Origin of the sequence: Dactylosporangium sp. NPDC050588, assembly GCF_040654975.1 — a bacterium.
In the GTDB taxonomy this organism is placed as follows: Bacteria; Actinomycetota; Actinomycetes; order Mycobacteriales; family Micromonosporaceae; genus Dactylosporangium; species Dactylosporangium maewongense.
In genome coordinates this window covers 53747-70387 of record NZ_JBFAJA010000073.1, presented here as the reverse complement: position 1 = coordinate 70387, position 16641 = coordinate 53747, and the positions used below count along the sequence as shown (strand labels likewise).

The window sequence follows — 16641 nt, the reverse complement described above, 5'->3', positions numbered from 1 at the left end:
TCGTTTTTTTTTTTTTTTTATTTTGTTTTTATTATAGTTTGTATGACACGGGCCGGGAGGGGGGCCGCGTGCGCCCCCGCTCCCCCCCCCACCCGGCGGGTCACGGCTGGGCGAAGGGGCGGACCTCGACGCGGCGGTTGCAGGCCCGCGACCCCTCGGCGGCGATCTTCAGGGCCACGTCGAGGTCGGGCGCCTCGAAGACCCAGAAGCCGGCGAGGTACTCCTTCGTCTCCACGTACGGGCCGTCGGTGATCAGGCCCGCACCGTCGCGGTTGTCGAGGACCGTCGCGGCGCTGGGCTCGGCGAGGCCGCCGGCGAAGACCCAGTGTCCCTCGTCCCGCATCCGGTCGTTGAACGCGTCGATCGCGGCCATCTCATCGTCCCTGGGCACGATGCTGTCGTCGAAGAGGACGGAAACCAGGTACTGCATCCTCGGATCATCTCCCGTGGTCCGGGCCGCCCTCGTCGGCGGCGCTCATCCCATCTACGAACACGTCCCGCCCGATCCGACAAGGTTCCTCAGGAATCTCCGAGGACGAGCAGGTCGCTGTCCATTGTGATGTGGCCCGGGTCGTCCCCGGCGGCGACCGCGCGGTCCAGGGCCGCGAAGCCGAGCCGGGTCTCCTCCTCGGTCAGGTGCTCGAAGGTGGAGATGGCGCGCAGGCGGAGCCGCCGCGCGTAGGCGGCGAGGTCGGTGGCGACCGTCTCGCGGATCTGGTCGAGGCCGAGGACCGTCAGGCCCGCGTCCTCGAAGAGTTCGGTCACCTCGGCGACCGTCGGAAACATGCGCAGCTCGACGTCGCGGGCGCTGGGGAAGAACCGGTGCCAGTACAGGTCGGGCAGGCGGTCGGCGAAGGCGCTGCGGATCAGGACCCGGCCGCCCGGGCGCAGCACCCGGTGGATCTCCGCCGCCGCGCGGGGCCGGTCGACGATGTGGTGGAAGACGAGGAACAGCAGCACGACGTCGCAGGAGTCGTCCGGCAGCGGGATCGCTTCCGCGCTGCCCGCCAGGTACTGCACGCGCGGGTGGGGGGCCGCCTGCTCCCGCATCCGCCCGGACGGCTCGACGCCGTAGACCGGACCGCCGAAGGTCTCCGCGAGGATCGGGGTGAAGCGGCCCGTGCCCGAGCCCAGGTCCAGCGCCGTCAACGGGTTCGGCGCGCCCGCCCACCTGGCGAACACCCCGGACCAGAGCCCCGCGGTCCCTTCCGGCAGCGCCCGCCCGGCCGAGTACACCGAATGCTGCCGTACGTCGTAGTCAACCCGCTCCAGCATGGCCACCGTCCTCGAGGTTGCCGGCGGCCTGGGCCGCGACCGTGCCGTCGAGGTGGCAGTGCGGCTCGTGCCGCACCCGGGTGCCCTCCCCGCAGCGATCTGACGATGACAGTGACCGTACCCGTGCGGCCGGGCCCGTTGTGCCCGGCCGCTGCGAACCGTGGCTCAGGGCGCGGACAGCGCCTCGGTCGGTGACAGCCGGCTGGCGCGGATCGCCGGGTACAGGCCGGCGACCCCGCCGACGAGCATCGTCGCCGCGACGGCACCGGCGGTCGCCCACGCCGGGACGACCGAGGGCCACGCCTGGTAGGTGGCGTAGCCGGCGGTGACGGCGACGCCGAGCACCACCCCGCCGAGGCCGCCCATGGTGGACAGCAGCAGCGACTCGACGAGGAACTGCAGGCGGATCTGGCCGCGGGTGGCGCCGAGCGAGCGGCGCAGGCCGATCTCGGCGCGGCGCTCCAGGACGGAGATGACCATCGTGTTGGCCACGCCGACGCCGCCGACCAGGAGGGCCACCGCGCCGAGGCCGAGGAGCAGGCCGTTGAGCGTCGTGTCGGCGGCCCGGCGGGCGGCCAGGACGGCCGACGGCTTGGACACCGCGACCATGCCGGGCGCCTGCGGGTTGGCGGTCGCGGCCAGGACGCCGTGGACCGCCTCGATCTGGCTGTCGCGGGTCCGCGCGTAGACGGTGCTGGCCCGGCCGTCGAAGCCGAACGCGGTGGCGGCGACGTCCCAGCCGATGAGCACCGCCGGGTCCAGCTCGGGGGCGAGCGCGACCGGGCGCAGCACGCCGATCACGGTGAACCGTTCGCCGCCGACCAGGATCTCCACGTCGGGGCTGGCCCGTCCGACGCCGAGCCGCTCCGCGGCCGCCGCGCCCAGCACCGCCGCCGGGTACCGGCCGGTCAGGCCGTTGAGCCAGGTGCCGCCGCGCACCGTGGCGCCGACGGTCCGTGGCAGGCTCTCCCGCGCGGCGAGGACGGTGAGGCCGTTGGTCTCCGCCCGGTTGATCCGGTCCGTCCGGTACACCTTGGCGCCGGTGACCTTCCCGGTCGCCGAGACGCCGGTGACCGGGCCGATCCGCGCGATCATCGCCTCGGCCTCGGCGGGCAGCTTCGCCGCGTCGCCCTCGACGGTGCGGCCGGGCGCGACCGTCAGCAGGTTGGTGCCGAGGGCGGCGAGCTGCCGGTCGAGCTGTTCCCGGGACGAGGAGGAGATGCCGACGACCGCGACCATCGCGGCGATGCCGAGCGCGATGCCGAGCGCCGACAGCAGCGCCCGGGTGGGCCGGGTGCGCAGGCCGGCCGCGCCGACCCGGACCACGTCCCGCACGGCGAGGCGGGCAGGGTTGAGGTGGGGCCCGGTCACCGGTCCGCCACCCTGCCGTCGCGCAGGTGTATCTGCCGGTCACACGCCGCGGCGACCGACGCGTCGTGGGTGATGACGACGACCGTGGTGCCGGCGGCGTGCAGCTCCCGCAGCAGCGCCAGGATGCCCCGCCCGGACGCGGTGTCCAGGTTGCCGGTCGGCTCGTCGGCGAGCAGCAGCGCCGGCCCGCCGACCACGGCGCGGGCGATCGCGACCCGTTGCCGCTCGCCGCCGGACAGCTCGTGCGGCTCGTGGCCGAGGCGGTGCCCGAGTCCGACCCGCTCCAGCGTCGCCTCCGCCCGCCGTCGGCGCTCCTTCACCCGGACGCCCGCGTAGAGCAGCCCGTCGGCGACGTTGTCGAGCGCGGGCACCGCGGCGGCGAGGTGGAACTGCTGGAACACGAAGCCGATCCGGCCCGCCCGCAGCGCCGACAGCTGCCGGTCCGACAGCCGCGACACGTCGTGCCCGTCGACGGCGACCGTGCCCGAGGTGGGCCGGTCGAGGGTGCCGAGCATGTGCAGCATCGTCGACTTCCCGGACCCTGACGGGCCGACCACGGCGACCAGCTCGCCGGCGCCGATGCGCAGCGTGATCCCGGCGAGCGCCCGGACCCCGCCGGGGTACTCCTTGGTGACGCCGGTCAGCTCGATCATCGCGGCATCCCCACGGTCATGCCCTCGCGCAGGCCGTCGCCGGTGACCTCGACCCGGCCGTTGGCGAACAGGGCGGTCTCCACCCGCACGTACCGGGTGCCGGAGCCCTCGACGACCTCGAGGCCGTAGCCGCCCTCGGCGAGCGCGACGAGCGCCGCGACCGGCACGGTCAGCACGTCCTTGTGCTCGGCGGCGGTGAACGTCACGGTGACCACGGCCGCCTCGACGCCGGTCGCGGCCGACGGGTCGCCCAGCGACACGATCGCCTCGATCTTCGTGAGCGGCGGGCCGTCCTGCTGCTCGATCACCGTGTACACCCGCTCGACCCGGCCGGGCACCGTCCGGCCGTCGGGCATCTGGACCTGGACGGCCACGCCCTTGCGGGCCAGGCGCTGCTTGGACACGTCGAGCTTGACCGTGATCTCCCGTCCGGTGCCGGTGAACCGCAGCACCTCGTCGCCGTCCCCGGTGGACCCGTTGACGCCGGCGGTGACGGTGTCGACGCGGATCGCCCCGGGCGCGAACAGGACCCGGCCGAGCTCGACCTGCCCGGTCTGCGGCAGGTGGTGCGCCTGCTGCCAGCGGCGTACCGCGGCGGCCGTCGTCGCCGAGTAGCTGTCGTCGACCGTGAACCCGGTGTAGCCGAGCGCCCGCAGGTTCGTCTCCAGCTGCCGGACGTCGGCGCCGACGACACCCGGCGCGAGCGTCCGGTACGCGGCGACCTCCCCGAACAGCAGCACGACCGGCGCGTCGTCCACGCGGTACACCGGCTGGCCGCGGTCGATGACGTCGCCGGCCTGCGGCAGCCGGGTGAGCACGCCCGGGATCCGGCCCGCGAGGGCCGTGGCGGGACCATAGCCGAGGCTGCCGGGCTCGTCGTCGGTGTCCAGCATCGTCGTGCGGGTCACCTGCGCGGTGGCCGGCGGCAGGTCGGACGCGTCCTGGATGCCGGTGTCGCCACCGCTGAACTGGAAGCCGGCGAGCCCGACGGCCGCCGCCGTGGCCGCGCCCACGACCCCGGCGACCGCGGCGGCCTGCCCGCGCCGTCTCACCGGGTCACCGCGGGGCTCGGCGGGCAGGACCGGACGTGGCCGTCGCATAGCAGCAGCAGCGACCCGGCCGTCAGCGACCTGCTCATCGGGTCGCCGCCGGGGACGGGGTGAACGAGCGGACCTGGTCGTCGCAGAGGCGCTTCGTCTCCTCGTACCGCGGACTCTGGCGGATCGGGTCCGGCACGACCGCCCGTCCGTCGGCGTCCGGGTCGGGGAAGTCGGGGAAGCTGTGCGCCCGCATGCACCGCGAGAACTCCCGGGACTTCTCCACCTTCGCCGCCGCCTCCGCCGGCGGGAGCTGCGGCAGCAGCGGCGCGCACGCCGCCTCCGCGGCCGTCAGCTTGTCGTTGCCGACGGCGGCCTTGTCGACCGGGCCCATCCGGATGCTCGACGCGCTGACCTCCGGGTCGCTGAGCGGGACGCCGTGCTCGCGCATGCACCGCGTGTAGGCGATCGCCTGCTCCTGCAGGCTGCCGGTCGCGGTCGCGCTGGGCCTGGACGTGCCGTCGACCGTGGCGACACCGTCGTCGCCGCCGGACTTCGAGCAGGCGCCGGCGCAGGCGACGAGCAGGAGCGGCAGCACGGCCCGGGCGAGGAGTCTCGTTCTCATGGCGGCCAGTGCAGCAGCTGACCGGCAACGCGGGCGTCACAGCGTCTGTAACGCTGGTGTTATCCCCGTCCGCCGACAATGGCAGGGAAAGGACGGTCCGGTGCGGGTGCTGCTGATCGAGGACGAGGCGCTGCTGGCCGAGCAGGTCGCCGACGGGCTGCGCGACCACGGCATGGCGGTGGACGTGGCCGGCGACGGGCTGGACGGGCTGCACAAGGCCGGCGCCAACCGGTATGACGTGGTGGTCCTCGACCGGGACCTGCCGCTGCTGCACGGCGACCAGGTCTGCACGGCGCTCGCCGCGGGCGGCAGCGACGCGCGGGTGCTGATGCTCACCGCCGCGGGTGAGGCGGCGGACCGGGTCGCCGGCCTGATCCTGGGCGCCGACGACTACCTGCCGAAGCCGTTCGTCTTCGACGAGCTGGTGCTGCGGATCCGGGCGCTGGCACGGCGGGCCAACAACGCGCCGCGGGTGCTGCAACGCGCCGACCTGACGTTCGACACCGGCCGGCGGGTCGTCACCCGCGGCGGGCGCATCATCCCGCTCACCACGAAGGAGCTGGCCGTGCTGGAGATCCTGATGTCCGCCGCCGGCGCCGTGGTCAGCGCCGAGGATCTCCTCGAGCGGGCGTGGGACGAGCACGCGGACCCGTTCACCGCGACCGTCCGGGTGACCGTGGCGCGGCTGCGCAAGAAGCTCGGCGACCCGCCGCTGATCGAGACGCTCGTCGGCGCGGGGTACCGGCTGTGAGGGCGCACCGGCCCCGCCGCTCGATCCGGCTGCGGCTCACTCTGGTGTACGCGGTGATGCTGGTCCTCACCTGCGCCGGGCTGCTCGCGTTCAACTACGCGCTGCTGTACAACAGCCTCTACACCAACGTGAACGGCCCGACCGCGGCCGAACTGGCCGGGATCCAGCCACCCACGGACGGCTCGGAGGGGGCCGAGAAGTTCTGGGCGGTGCGGCGGGAGCTGGCCGAGAACGAGCGGCTGCGCCGGCGGGAGCTGCTGCACACCGGGGAGATGTCGGCGCTGGCGCTGGCGTTGACGTTCGTCGCCGGGGTCGGCGTCTCGTGGATCGTCACCGGCCGCATGCTCCGGCCGCTGCGCACCCTGACCACCACGACCCGGCGGATCTCGCAGGACCACCTGCACGAGCGGGTCGCGCTGGCCGGGCCGGACGACGAGCTCAAGGAGCTGGCCGACACCTTCGACGCGATGGTGACCAGGCTGGAGGGGTCGTTCAACAGTCAGCGGCGGTTCGTCGCCGACGCCTCGCACGAGCTGCGGACCCCCCTCGCCATCGTGCGGACGGGCGCGGAGGTCCTGCTCGCCAAGCAGCAGAGCACACCCGAGCAGTGGCAGGCGATGGCGACCCGCGTGCTCACCGCGACCGGCCGGGCCGAGCGGCTGCTGGACGGCCTGCTGGCCCTGGCCCGCAGCGACAGCGGTGCCGTCACCCGCGAGCCGCACGACCTGGCGCTCGCCGCGGCCACCGCGCTCGGCGACGCGGACCCCGAGGCCGTGGCCGCCGACCTGACCGTCACCACCGACCTGCGTCCGGCGCCCGCGCTCGGCGACCCGGCCCTGCTCGACCAGCTGGTGCGCAACCTGGTCGAAAACGCGGTCCGGCACAACGTCCCCGGCGGCTGGGTCGACGTGACGACCGGCGCCCCTGGCGGCCCTGGCGGCCCTGGCGCCCCTGGCGGCCCGGCGGTCGTGGTGGTCCGCAACAGCGGCCCGGCCATCCCGCCGGCGGAGGTCGACCGCCTGTTCGAGCCGTTTCAGCGGCTGTCCGCCGACCGCCCGGCGGGCGGCCGCTCCACCGGCCTGGGCCTCGCCATCGTCCGGTCGATCGTCCGCGCCCACGGCGGCACGGTCGTCGCCGAGCCGCAGGACGCCGGCGGCCTGACGGTCACCGTCACCCTGCCACCGCCGCCCCCACCGACCGACACCCCGCCGTGAGCGGGCTACCGGCGGGTGCCCGGGCGTGGCAGGGGCGCCTGAACGGCCGCGACCGGGCACGGGTCAGGCACGGTCCGCGGGGTGATCCTTCGGGTAGCAGGCGACCGCCAGGCGGAACCCGTCGCCTTCGGCGCCGCCGTAGCGGGTGAACAGGTCCTGCAGCGTCTGCTGCAGCTCGTCGAGGAACGCCTTGCGCTGCTCCGGGCGCACCTTGATCTCGCCCGACACGCCGATCGACGGCAGGTCCGGACGGGTGAGGTCGAGCGCAGCGATGTCCGCCTGCACCTCCTCCATCAGGTCGACCAGGTGGCCGAGGCTGAGCAGGTCGCGGGCCTGACGCAGCCCGATCCTGCCGACCAGGCCCGGGGACAGCCAGTAGGACCGGCCCGCCGCCTGGTAGATCCCTTCGTGGATCCCGCGCACCCGGCGCTCGGCGACCTGACTCACCAGGCCGGCCTCCACCAGGCGCTTCACGTGGTAGTAGACCCGCTGCGGGGTCTGGTCGAGCTCGACCGCGACCTCGGTGCAGGACCGGGGCTCGGCGAGCCGCCGCAGCACGTCGATCCGCTGCGGCTTGAGCAGGGCCTCAGCCTGCTCGATCTGGTCGAGGTAGACGACGTCTCTCATGACAAGCCAAGTCTTTACGTACAAGATTTTTTTGTCAATAGGTACGCCGGAGGAACCCGGCATCCTCCGCGGACGCCGGGCTCAGTGGCAGTGCGGCTCCTGGCGGTCGCCGACCGGGGTCACGGACGGCCTGGTCCACTGGGGCACGGGCCGGCCGTCGCGGCGCCACCTGGTGTACGTCGGCTCCTGGGGCCACCCGTCCGGGGACGACTCCCAGGTCTCCTGGCGGCCGTAGGCGGTCATGTCGAGCAGCTTGTGCGAGCCCATGATGGCCTCGACGCCGCGCCCGGTGGCGCTGCGGGCGGCCCGCACCGCGGCCCGCCACGCCGGTCTCGTCAAGAAGCTCGACCGGCTGGCGCCCGTCGCGGAGCAGGGCCTCGCCCGGCGGCCCGCGATCGCGCTGCGCCTGCCCGCCGGCGCCGCCCCGACCCGGGCCCAGCTGACGACGATGACCCACGCCCTCGAGGGCGGGTACCTCGGCGACGTCAGCTTCCCGTGGGAGCGGTGGCACGCCGACGTGCCCGGCGACCTCGCCGCGCGGCTGATCTGGGAGGCCGAGACCGCGCCCGGCCGATGGGAGGCGGCCCTCGGCGCGCCGCCGCGGGGCGGACGGGTGCGGCTGTGGCACCCGGCGCGGGCCGGCGCGGCGGAGCGGGCCGCCTGGCGGGACACGGTCGTCGAGCGGCGGCTGACGCAGCCGGTCCGGCAGGCGTTCCGCGGGCACTATCCGGCCGGCGACGGCACCGCGACCGACATGTTCGGCGGGTACCCGGTGGCGATCCGGCCGCTGCTCGGCGTGGCGGTGCGCGACGGCTGGCGCGGCGAGCACGGCGCCGGGCTGCTCCGCCGTGACCTGGGCCGGTGGCGGGTGGCGTTCGCCGTCGACGGCCCGCTGCACCGGGGCGCGGCGGGGTTCGGCTTCACCGGCGCGCTGCACCTGCAGCACCGCGACGGCGGCCAGTGGTGCCCGGCCCGGTTCACCGACGCGCCGCCCGTGCTCGTGTCGGAGGCGCTGCGCAGCGTGGAGCTGCTCGTCAGCGTGGCCGCGTTCGGCCTCGACGACGACCCGCAGCTGCGCGACGACGCCCGCTGGCAGACGCTCACCAGGCTCGCCGACCGGCCGCTCGGCGAGACGGACCGGATGCGCCGCGCGGCGCTGCGCCGGATCCTCGCCGGCGTCGACGGCGTGTCGTTCGGCGACCGGCACGTCCACGTCGGCGCCTACGCCGTGCACCTCGCCACCGCCCGCGTCACCCGCGACGGCGACCCGGTCACCACCGACGTGCGGCACCGGGTCCCCGCTTCAGCGGTGCCGTGGCTACCGTACGACGAACACCTGCTGGAACGCGTCGCCCACACGGTCCTCGCGCTCGCCCACTGATTCGGGGTGCCCGGATGGCGGTCCTCTACGTCGCGCTGCTCGTCACCGCCGGGTGGGCCGGGGCGGGCCTGCCGCACCCGGCCGGGCCCGCGAAGGTCCCGATGGCGACGCCGGCCGCGGCGGCGGTCGTCGCGGTCGTGTCGGGGCTGCAGCTGACGGTCGCGCCGGGGCTGTTCGAGGCGCTGCGGCGGGACCGGGCGGCGATCACGGACGGGCAGGTGTGGCGGCTCGTCAGCTCGTTCGTCGTGCAGGACAGCGGCTGGACCGGCACCGTCTTCAACCTGGTCGCGCTGGCCGTCCTCGGCACGCTCGCCGAACGCCGCTGGGGCACGGCCCGGTGGCTCGTGCTCGCCGGCACGGTGCAGGTGCTCGGCGGGCTGTGGGGGCTCGTCGTCCTGCCGGTCGGCGCGGGCAGCTCGCTGGTCGACTTCGGCCTCGCCGCGTCCCTCGCCGCGGCGGCGCTGGTGCTCGGCACCTCGCTCCAGGTCCGGGTGCTGGGGACGGTGAGCCTCGTCGCGGCGCTCGTGCTGCTCGTCCTCGGCGACGTCCACGGCGGGGCCGCGACGCTGGGCGCGGCGGCGGGTGCGGCGCTCGCCGTCCAGCAACGTCGGTCGATAGGCTCGGTGCATGTCTGACGGGGAGACGCTCGGCATCGACTTCGGCACGTCGCACACCGTCGCCGCGCTCGCCCGGGCCGACCCGCACCGCGCCGTCGAGCTGCTGCTCTTCGACGCCTCGCCGCTGCTGCCGTCCGGGGTGCACGCCAAGGGCGGCGGCAGCAGCGCCGGGCTGAGCGTGCCGCTCTTCGACGTCGACCTGCACCTGACCCGCGACGAGCTCGACACGCTCGTCCGGCCGTGGCTGGAGCGCACCGTCGCGCTGACCACGGCGACGCTGTTCACCAGCGGGGTCACCGCCGACCGGCTCGCCGGGGTGTTCCTCGTCGGCGGGTCGAGCCGGATCCCGCTGGTCGCCACGCTGCTGCACCGGGCGCTGGGGGTGGCGCCGGTGGTGCTGGAGCAGCCCGAGCTCGTCGTCGCCAACGGCAGCGTCCACACCGTGGGCGCCGCTCCCACGCCCGCGGCGGCGGCTCCGCTTCCGGTCGATCGCACTGTACGGGCGACCGCCCCTCCCCCGCCACCACCGCCGGCGGCGCACCCGGGTCCGCGTTCATCGCCGTGCTGTGCCTGCTCGCCTGCGCCGCACCGGTCGCGTGGTTCGCGGTCCGCGGCGCGGGCCGACCGGCACCGGACCGCGTCCGGCCGGCGCTGCTCGCCACCGCGGTCGCCGCCGTCCTGCTCGCGGTCGCCAGCACCGCGACCATGGTCCTGGGCCGCGCCGACCCGGTCCGCGCGAAGTTCTCGCCGTTCACGCCGATCACCGTCATCGACGCGTCCAGACCCGGTCGCAACGTCCACCGCGGCCTGCTCGGCCTGGGCGTCGTGGACTGGCCCGGCAACCACGCCGGCCCGCAGCCGTGGCAGATCAGCTGGGTCCTCGCGCTGTTCGCCGGCGCCGCCGCGCTCGCGCTCGCCGTCCGTGCCGCCCGCCAGGCCTGGGCGGTGCTGACCGGCGGCGGCCTGCTCGCCTCGGTGGTCGTGGCCGTGCTCGCCGCCGGCACCTACCTCCACAGCCGCCAGCCCCTGCTCGCGGTCCTGCTCCTCGCGGTCACCATGCTCGCCGCCGTCCCGGCGGGCCAGTACGCCATGCGCTTGCGCGCCGACGGCCGGACATGACGGCGCAGGGTTCCGTCGAAGTTCGCCGGGACCCTCTTGCTCCGGCGAAGGCATTGACCTACGTTGAGCATCGACATCCACCGGGGGCGATGCGCTGAAGCGCGGCCGCGTGCCGGTGGCCCATGCGATCCACGGGGGATTCGATGACGTCTGCCTGGAAGAAGTCTGCCCAGAGCCTGCTCGCGGTGACAGCTGTTGCCGCGTCCGTGCTCTTCGCGCCCGCCGCGGGCCACGCGGCACCCTCCTGCTCCCCGGTCGCGCCGACTGAGGCGGCGGCCGCCGCGGCCGCGAAGGCCTGCGGGATCACCGTCGAGGCGCTCGACCACCGCTCCGCCACGAGCAGCCTGCAGGTGCAGGCCGACGGCACCGCCGTGCTGTACGTGTCGACGTACGCGTGGACCCAGGTGTCCAGCGGCTACCCGACCACCTCGTTCTGGACGACCAACCGGGACGCCATGCGCTCCGGCCGGGAGTACGGCACCACCCGGGTGTGGCGGTCGTTCGTCCGCTTCGACGGCCTGACCCCGGTCGCCGGCACCCAGATCCTCAACGCGACCGTCACGCTGACCCTCAACCACTCGGCCTCGTGCGCCGCGACGCCGGTCGACCTGTGGAAGACCCAGGACCTGACCGCTCCGGCGACCACCACCTGGGCCAACTCGACCGGCTACTGGCAGACGAAGGTGGCGTCGGTCTCCACGTCGGCCAACACCACCTGCGGGCAGGCGTCGCACGCGGTCACGTTCAGCGGCGGCGTGACCAACGCCGTCCAGCAGAAGGCCGCCGCGGCCGGCGCCGACATCACGTTCGGTCTCCGCGCCCTGGACGAGAACGACCAGCTGCAGTGGAAGAAGTTCGCGCCGACCGGTGCCTTCCTCGAGATCTTGTACCAGACCGCCTGACGGTGGGCTGATCACCCCATCGGTCATCAGTACCGGCAAACGCCGGGCGCTCCTCGTGGAGGATGATCGCGGGGTGGACATCGCAGACACACCTCGCGTCATGAACGTCGCGCGCGGGGACGGCGGGGTCCGATGAGCGTGCTGGTCGTCGGCGCGGTCAACGTCGACCTCGTCGTCCACACGCCGCGGATCGCGCCGCCCGGCGAGACGATCATCGCCACCGGGTCGACGACCGTGGCGGGCGGCAAGGGCGGCAACCAGGCCGTCGCGGTGAGCCGGCTCGGCGGGGCGTGCGCGCTCGTCGCCCGGGTCGGCGCCGGGTTCGACTACGGCAGCCTCGACGGTGTGGACGTGACGCGGGTGCGGCAGGACCCGGCGCCGACCGGGCTCGCCGTCGTCATGCTCGACGCCAGGGGCGAGAACGCGATCACCGTCGTCCCCGGCGCCAACGCGAACCTGGCGCCGGACGACGTCGGCGAGCTCACCGGCGCCGGCGTCGTCCTGGCCAGCCTCGAGGTGCCCCTGGAGACCGTCGCCGAGGCGGGCCGGCGGGCGGCCGCGGCGGGCTGGACGTTCGTGCTCAACCCCGCGCCGACGGGGCCGCTGCCGTCGTCGCTGCTCGCGCAGGTCGACGTCCTGGTGCCCAACGAGCACGAGCTGGCGCTCCTCGGCCCACCCGAGACCCTGCTGGCCCGGGGTGTCGGCGCCGTGATCGTCACGCTCGGGTCGGCCGGCTGCCGGGTACACCGGCCGGACAGCGTCACGGAATTCCCCGCCCATCCGGTGCGGGCGGTCGACTCCACCGGTGCCGGGGACGCGTTCTGCGGCGCGCTCGCCTGGGCCCTCGACGCGGGCCGCGACCTCGACGACGCCGTCCGGCTCGCCTGCGCCGCCGGCGCCCTCGCGACCCGGGACGTCGGTGCCCGCGCCAGCCTGCCCACCGCCGCCGAGGTCACCGCGCTGGCGGCGAGCCTGCGAGCGTAACGGCGAGTTCTGAGTGACCGGGAGCGCCGTCATCTGGTCGCCGTCGCGGCTGCGGCTGCAGTGCACGGCCTTGCCCTCGCGGGCGCGGACGAGCAGGCCGGCGCCGAGCAGCGCGGCGAGGTGGTAGGACACCGTGGACTTGCCGAGCCGGGGCCGCCGGCTGAGCTCGGTCGTGGAGCGCGGGACGTCCAGGTCGCGCAGGATCGCGGCCCGGTGCGCGCCGAAGAGCTGGACCGGGCCCTGCACCTGGGCCGGCGGGGCGGGTGTCGCCCGCAGCGCGTACTGCACGAACGAGCAGGCGGGGTCGCCCAGCTGGATGTTCAGTCCCGGCCGGCCAAGCAGCGACGGCACCAGCGGCAGGCCGGTGGCCGAATGGCCGCCACCGTCCTCACCACCGGCAACCACTACGTCCTCGACATCGCCGGCAGCGTCGGCCTGCTGCTCGCCGCCGGCGCCGCCGCGCTGCTCGGGAGCCGCCTGGCGGCGTCCGGCGGCGGTCGCCCGGCCACGCCGGACGGTGGTGCTCGCCCGGCCACGCCGGACGGTGGCGCGCACCGGTCGTCGCCGGATCGGGGCCGTCTGCGGGTGCCTCGCCCCGGGTCAGGCGGCGGTGGCGTCCGTCGGCGCGGAGTCCGCCGGGGCGCCGGGGGTGGGGCGGCGGGTGAGGACCTGGGGGCCGGAGGGCGTGACGGCGACGGTGTGCTCGGAGTGGGCGGTGCGGGAGCCGTCGGCGGAGCGGATGGTCCAGCCGTCCTTGTCGTACTTGATCTTGTCGGTGGAGCGGCAGAACCAGGGCTCGATCGCGATGGTGAGGCCGGGCTCGAGCTTGATGCCGCGGCGGGCGCGGCCGACGTTGGCGACGTGCGGGGCCTCGTGCATGGTGCGGCCGATGCCGTGGCCGCCGAACTCGCCGTTGACGCTGTACCCGTAGGAGTGGGCGACCTCGGCGATCGCGGCGGAGATGTCGCCGATCCGGCCGCCGGGCTGGGCGGCGTTGATGCCGGCCTCCAGGGCGACCTCGGTGGCCTCGATGAGCTTCAGGTCGGCGGGGTCGGGAGTGCCGACGACGAAGGACAGCGCGGAGTCGGCGACCCAGCCGCCGATGCCGACGGCCATGTCGATGCTGAGCAGGTCGCCGTCGCGCAGCACGTAGTCGTGCGGCAGGCCGTGCAGGACGGCGTCGTTGACCGACAGGCACAGCACGTTGCGGAACGGGCCGCTACCGAACGACGGGGCGTAGTCCCAGTAGCAGGACTCGGCGCCGCGCTCCTTGATCCGGCGGCGGGCGTGGTGCTCGACGTCCATCAGGTTCACGCCGACCGCGGCGACGCCGCTCAACTCGGCCAGCAGCTCACCGACGAACTGCCCGGCCACCGCCATCCGGCCGATCTCGTCGGCGGACTTGAGCTCGATCACGACACCTCTCCCCACTTCCGTGTGCGGTATTTTTATACCACACGCGGTCCGGGGCGGTATCCTGCTCGCATGGTTCGCCAACCACTCTCCGTCGAACAGATCGCCGCGGGCCAGCGCCTCGGAGCGGCACTGCGGGCCGCGCGGGCGGGCCGCAGTCTCGTCGAGGTGGCCCTGGCGGCCGGCATCTCCCCCGAGACGCTGCGCAAGATCGAGACGGGCCGCCTCCCGGCGCCGGCGTTCGGCACCGTGGTCTGCCTGAGCCAGGCCCTGGGCGTCCCCCTCAGCGACCTGGCCGACGCCTGGCTCCCCGACACCCCCGTCCGTCAGGCCTCGTAACTTTCACGCGGCCGCTGGCCGTACACCGGCAGCCGACGCATTCCGTTGACCGCCGTCGATGCGGTGGGCCAGGCTCGGGCCATGCCCGGAACTCGATCGCTGCTTCGGCTGGCGTCCGTCGCCGGCACCGCCATGCTCGCCGGCGCCCTGCTGGTGGCCGTCAACGACGCCAACGGCAGCGTGGCGGCCACCCCCGCCCCGCCCCCGCCCTCAACCTCGGGAACGCCCAACACCTCGCCGTTCCCGCCGACCCCGCCCACGAACCTGCGGGCGACCGCGGTGACGTCCACGTCGGTGACGCTGACCTGGACCGCCTCGAGCCGCGGCTGCTGCGCGGTCACCGGCTACGACATCACGTCCATGCCGGCCTTCAACGACTACGGCCGGGTCATCGCCGTCGGCGACGTCACCACGGCCACCGTCACCACCGACATCCGGCCGGGCCAGCAGTACACCTTCCAGGTCTCGGCCCACGACGACCTCGGCCACCGCTCCGGCGGCTCCAACACGGTCGTCGTCGTCACGCCGGTCACCGACACGGGCCCGGACACGGTGCCGCCCGCCGCGCCGACCGGCCTGCGGGCCGACCCGACCAACGGGCCCAGCACCACGCTGACCTGGTCGCCCTCCACCGACAACGTGGCCGTCACCGGCTACAACGTCTACCGCTTCGACGGCGTGTTCATCTCCACGCTGCTGACCACGGTCCCCGGGACCACGTACACGGCGGCCGTGGTGTCGCCCCGCGACCAGTTCTACGTCCGGGCCCGCGACGCGGCCGGCAACGTCTCGATCGCCTCCAACACGGTCGTCGTCACCGGCGGGACCGGCGGGCCGGGCAGCCCGTCCGCGAGCTCGCCGCCAGTGCTTTCATGCCGCGCCACGTTCACGTACACATCGGTGTGGGCCAGTGGGTTCGTCGCCGACGTGACCGTCACCAACACCGGGACGACGCCCATCTCCGACTGGGTCATCACCTTCACGTTCCCCGGCGACCAGCGCGTCACCCAGGCCTGGAACGCCACCTCCGGCCAGACCGGCGCCGCGGTCACCCTCACCCACACGAGCTGGAACCGGGTCATCCCGCCCGGTGGTTCGGTGACCGTGGGCATGTACGGCACCCGGACCGCACCGCCCACCCCGCCGCCGACCGTCTACGTCAACGGGGTGCCCTGCACCGCCTGACTGTCCACATGCGACTCCCGCCCGCACTGCCGTTTCGCCTGGTAGCGTAGACGGTTCCGACGGGCGGGAGGTGCGGGATGCGAGTCGCTTCCGTCCTGCGCACGACCGCGGTCGGCCTGGCGCTGAGCGCGTGCGTCCTGCTGCTCGGGCTCTCCCGGGCCCACGACGCGCTGCCCGGCGACACGTTCCAGTTCGCCCGCGGCACGGTCGCCATCGCCACCGCCGGTGCCGAGACACCGCACGGCAGGAAGCTGCCCGAGTCGCGGGACCTGCGGTCCGGCGCGCCGCACTGGCTCGCCGTGCTCCCACCCGTCGCCGACGCAGACCCCGTCCTGGGGCCGGCGTGCCGCGGCCAGGCCGCCGCCACCGTCCACGCCGGACGGCCGGCTGCGGCGCCGACCTGCCGGGGCCCACCCACCTCCTGAGCGTCCACATTGTCCGCAGCCGCGACCCCGCCGGGGTCGACGGTCTCATCGCGTTGACCCTCAGGAGGTCGTCCGTCATGAACCCCACACCGCCGATCACGCCGGGCCGCCGGCGCTCCCGACCCGGACCCCCACCGCCGCCGGCGCCGCGCATGGCCACCCGGCGGAGCGTCCCGCGCAGCACCAGCGCTCCCCTGCCCGGCATCGGCACGCTGCACGTGCTCGCCGCCCGGGACGGGCACCACGTCGGCGTCATCCGGCACGACGACGACCGGCGGGAGCTCGTCGTGTACGACCCGGCCGACCCGGACACCCGCCTCACCGGGGTCCTGCTCACCGCCGCGGAGGCCCGCACCGTGGCCGAACTGGTCGGCACGACAGGCCCGATGACGCACTGCGCCCGCCTCGACCGGCACGCCGACGGCGTCGCGGTGCTGCAGGTCCTCATCGGGCCGGACTCGCCGCGGATCGGACGGCCCTTGACCGGCACCGGCGTCGCCGGCGCGACCGTGATCGCCGTGGTCCGCGGCGAGCACGTCGTGCCCTCCCCCGGGCCGGACCTGCGGTGCCGGGCCGGCGACATCGTGGTCGTCATCGGGCGGCCGGACGCCGCGTTCGAGGTGATCGACTCGGTGACGGCGGTCTGATGTACCGCTTGCTGTATCGCCAACAGGATCGCTGAGTGCCCTACCGCCGGACGCACCCGGGTGGTGCCATCGAGTG

Annotated in this window: 20 protein-coding genes and 2 pseudogenes; 12 read left to right on the top strand and 10 right to left on the bottom strand. The window is 74.7% G+C overall.

Features of this window, described 5'->3' with window-relative positions; translation table 11 throughout:
* Window positions 1–100 precede the first annotated feature (100 nt).
* From AB0I21_RS40675 to AB0I21_RS40650, 6 genes are all read right to left on the bottom strand, one after another.
* On the bottom strand, window positions 101–430 hold the full coding sequence (locus AB0I21_RS40675) for a YciI family protein (protein WP_360569023.1): 330 nt from the start codon (window positions 428–430) through the stop codon (window positions 101–103).
* An 89-nt stretch (window positions 431–519) separates the two neighbouring features.
* Complete coding sequence (locus tag AB0I21_RS40670) at window positions 520–1275, bottom strand: class I SAM-dependent methyltransferase (RefSeq protein WP_360569022.1); 756 nt, start codon at window positions 1273–1275, stop codon at window positions 520–522.
* Window positions 1276–1440: 165 nt separating this feature from the next.
* On the bottom strand, window positions 1441–2646 hold the full coding sequence (locus tag AB0I21_RS40665) for an ABC transporter permease (protein ID WP_360569021.1): 1206 nt from the start codon (window positions 2644–2646) through the stop codon (window positions 1441–1443).
* Window positions 2643–3299 carry an ABC transporter ATP-binding protein gene (locus tag AB0I21_RS40660; protein ID WP_360569020.1) on the bottom strand — a complete coding sequence of 219 codons (657 nt, stop codon included), beginning with the start codon at window positions 3297–3299 and terminating at the stop codon, window positions 2643–2645. Before AB0I21_RS40660 ends, AB0I21_RS40665 begins: the two co-directional genes overlap by 4 nt.
* Entirely contained in the window at window positions 3296–4351 is a 1056-nt protein-coding gene (locus AB0I21_RS40655) for a peptidoglycan-binding protein (protein ID WP_360569019.1), read from the bottom strand. Before AB0I21_RS40655 ends, AB0I21_RS40660 begins: the two co-directional genes overlap by 4 nt.
* An 82-nt stretch (window positions 4352–4433) precedes the next feature.
* Window positions 4434–4961, bottom strand: coding sequence for a hypothetical protein (locus AB0I21_RS40650; RefSeq protein ID WP_360569018.1), 528 nt, complete (start codon window positions 4959–4961; stop codon window positions 4434–4436).
* A gap of 100 nt (window positions 4962–5061) precedes the next feature.
* Between AB0I21_RS40650 and AB0I21_RS40645 the strand changes: the two genes are divergently transcribed.
* Together AB0I21_RS40645 and AB0I21_RS40640 are read left to right on the top strand one after the other, a co-directional pair.
* Window positions 5062–5712, top strand: coding sequence for a response regulator transcription factor (locus AB0I21_RS40645; RefSeq protein ID WP_344507425.1), 651 nt, complete (start codon window positions 5062–5064; stop codon window positions 5710–5712).
* On the top strand, window positions 5709–6926 hold the full coding sequence (locus AB0I21_RS40640; RefSeq protein WP_360569017.1) for a HAMP domain-containing sensor histidine kinase: 1218 nt from the start codon (window positions 5709–5711) through the stop codon (window positions 6924–6926). Before AB0I21_RS40645 ends, AB0I21_RS40640 begins: the two co-directional genes overlap by 4 nt.
* Window positions 6927–6989: 63 nt before the next feature.
* On the opposite strand, the gene AB0I21_RS40635 is transcribed toward AB0I21_RS40640, so the two are convergent.
* Both AB0I21_RS40635 and AB0I21_RS40630 read right to left on the bottom strand, forming a co-directional pair.
* Entirely contained in the window at window positions 6990–7553 is a 564-nt protein-coding gene (locus AB0I21_RS40635) for a helix-turn-helix domain-containing protein (RefSeq protein WP_360569016.1), read from the bottom strand.
* Between the two features lie 81 nt (window positions 7554–7634).
* Window positions 7635–7820 (bottom strand): hypothetical protein, encoded by a 186-nt coding sequence (locus tag AB0I21_RS40630; RefSeq protein WP_360569015.1) that lies wholly within the window; start codon window positions 7818–7820, stop codon window positions 7635–7637.
* Between AB0I21_RS40630 and AB0I21_RS40625 the strand changes: the two genes are divergently transcribed.
* From AB0I21_RS40625 to AB0I21_RS40600, 6 genes and pseudogenes are all read left to right on the top strand, one after another.
* Window positions 7819–8934 carry a DUF4132 domain-containing protein gene (locus AB0I21_RS40625; protein ID WP_360569014.1) on the top strand — a complete coding sequence of 372 codons (1116 nt, stop codon included), beginning with the start codon at window positions 7819–7821 and terminating at the stop codon, window positions 8932–8934. The two genes, AB0I21_RS40630 and AB0I21_RS40625, sit on opposite strands and share 2 nt — an antisense overlap.
* Window positions 8935–8948: 14 nt before the next feature.
* A complete protein-coding gene (locus AB0I21_RS40620) occupies window positions 8949–9569 on the top strand; it encodes a rhomboid family intramembrane serine protease (protein ID WP_360569013.1) in 621 nt (206 codons plus the stop codon).
* A pseudogene (locus AB0I21_RS40615) lies at window positions 9562–9972 on the top strand (Hsp70 family protein); the annotation flags it as partial. The gene AB0I21_RS40620 and the pseudogene AB0I21_RS40615, both read left to right, overlap by 8 nt.
* A gap of 140 nt (window positions 9973–10112) precedes the next feature.
* The gene (locus AB0I21_RS40610) at window positions 10113–10670 is read left to right on the top strand and encodes a hypothetical protein (protein WP_360569024.1); all 558 of its coding nucleotides are present in this window, start codon (window positions 10113–10115) and stop codon (window positions 10668–10670) included.
* A gap of 143 nt (window positions 10671–10813) precedes the next feature.
* A complete protein-coding gene (locus AB0I21_RS40605; RefSeq protein WP_360569012.1) occupies window positions 10814–11572 on the top strand; it encodes a hypothetical protein in 759 nt (252 codons plus the stop codon).
* Window positions 11573–11704: 132 nt separating this feature from the next.
* On the top strand, window positions 11705–12556 hold the full coding sequence (locus AB0I21_RS40600; protein WP_360569011.1) for a ribokinase: 852 nt from the start codon (window positions 11705–11707) through the stop codon (window positions 12554–12556).
* 99 nt (window positions 12557–12655) lie between these two features.
* On the opposite strand, the pseudogene AB0I21_RS40595 reads toward AB0I21_RS40600, so the two are convergent.
* A pseudogene (locus AB0I21_RS40595) lies at window positions 12656–12802 on the bottom strand (helix-turn-helix domain-containing protein); the annotation flags it as partial.
* Window positions 12803–13156: 354 nt separating this feature from the next.
* On the bottom strand, window positions 13157–13972 hold the full coding sequence (gene map, locus AB0I21_RS40590; RefSeq protein WP_360569010.1) for a type I methionyl aminopeptidase: 816 nt from the start codon (window positions 13970–13972) through the stop codon (window positions 13157–13159).
* 69 nt (window positions 13973–14041) lie between these two features.
* Between map and AB0I21_RS40585 the strand changes: the two genes are divergently transcribed.
* The 4 genes from AB0I21_RS40585 (at window position 14042) to AB0I21_RS40570 (ending at window position 16565) form a co-directional block, all read left to right on the top strand.
* Complete coding sequence (locus tag AB0I21_RS40585) at window positions 14042–14308, top strand: helix-turn-helix transcriptional regulator (RefSeq protein ID WP_344507401.1); 267 nt, start codon at window positions 14042–14044, stop codon at window positions 14306–14308.
* Between the two features lie 81 nt (window positions 14309–14389).
* On the top strand, window positions 14390–15493 hold the full coding sequence (locus tag AB0I21_RS40580) for a cellulose binding domain-containing protein (RefSeq protein ID WP_360569009.1): 1104 nt from the start codon (window positions 14390–14392) through the stop codon (window positions 15491–15493).
* Window positions 15494–15570: 77 nt separating this feature from the next.
* Window positions 15571–15918 (top strand): hypothetical protein, encoded by a 348-nt coding sequence (locus AB0I21_RS40575; protein WP_360569008.1) that lies wholly within the window; start codon window positions 15571–15573, stop codon window positions 15916–15918.
* A gap of 77 nt (window positions 15919–15995) precedes the next feature.
* Complete coding sequence (locus AB0I21_RS40570) at window positions 15996–16565, top strand: TrkA C-terminal domain-containing protein (protein ID WP_360569007.1); 570 nt, start codon at window positions 15996–15998, stop codon at window positions 16563–16565.
* The last annotated feature ends 76 nt before the right edge of the window (window positions 16566–16641 follow it).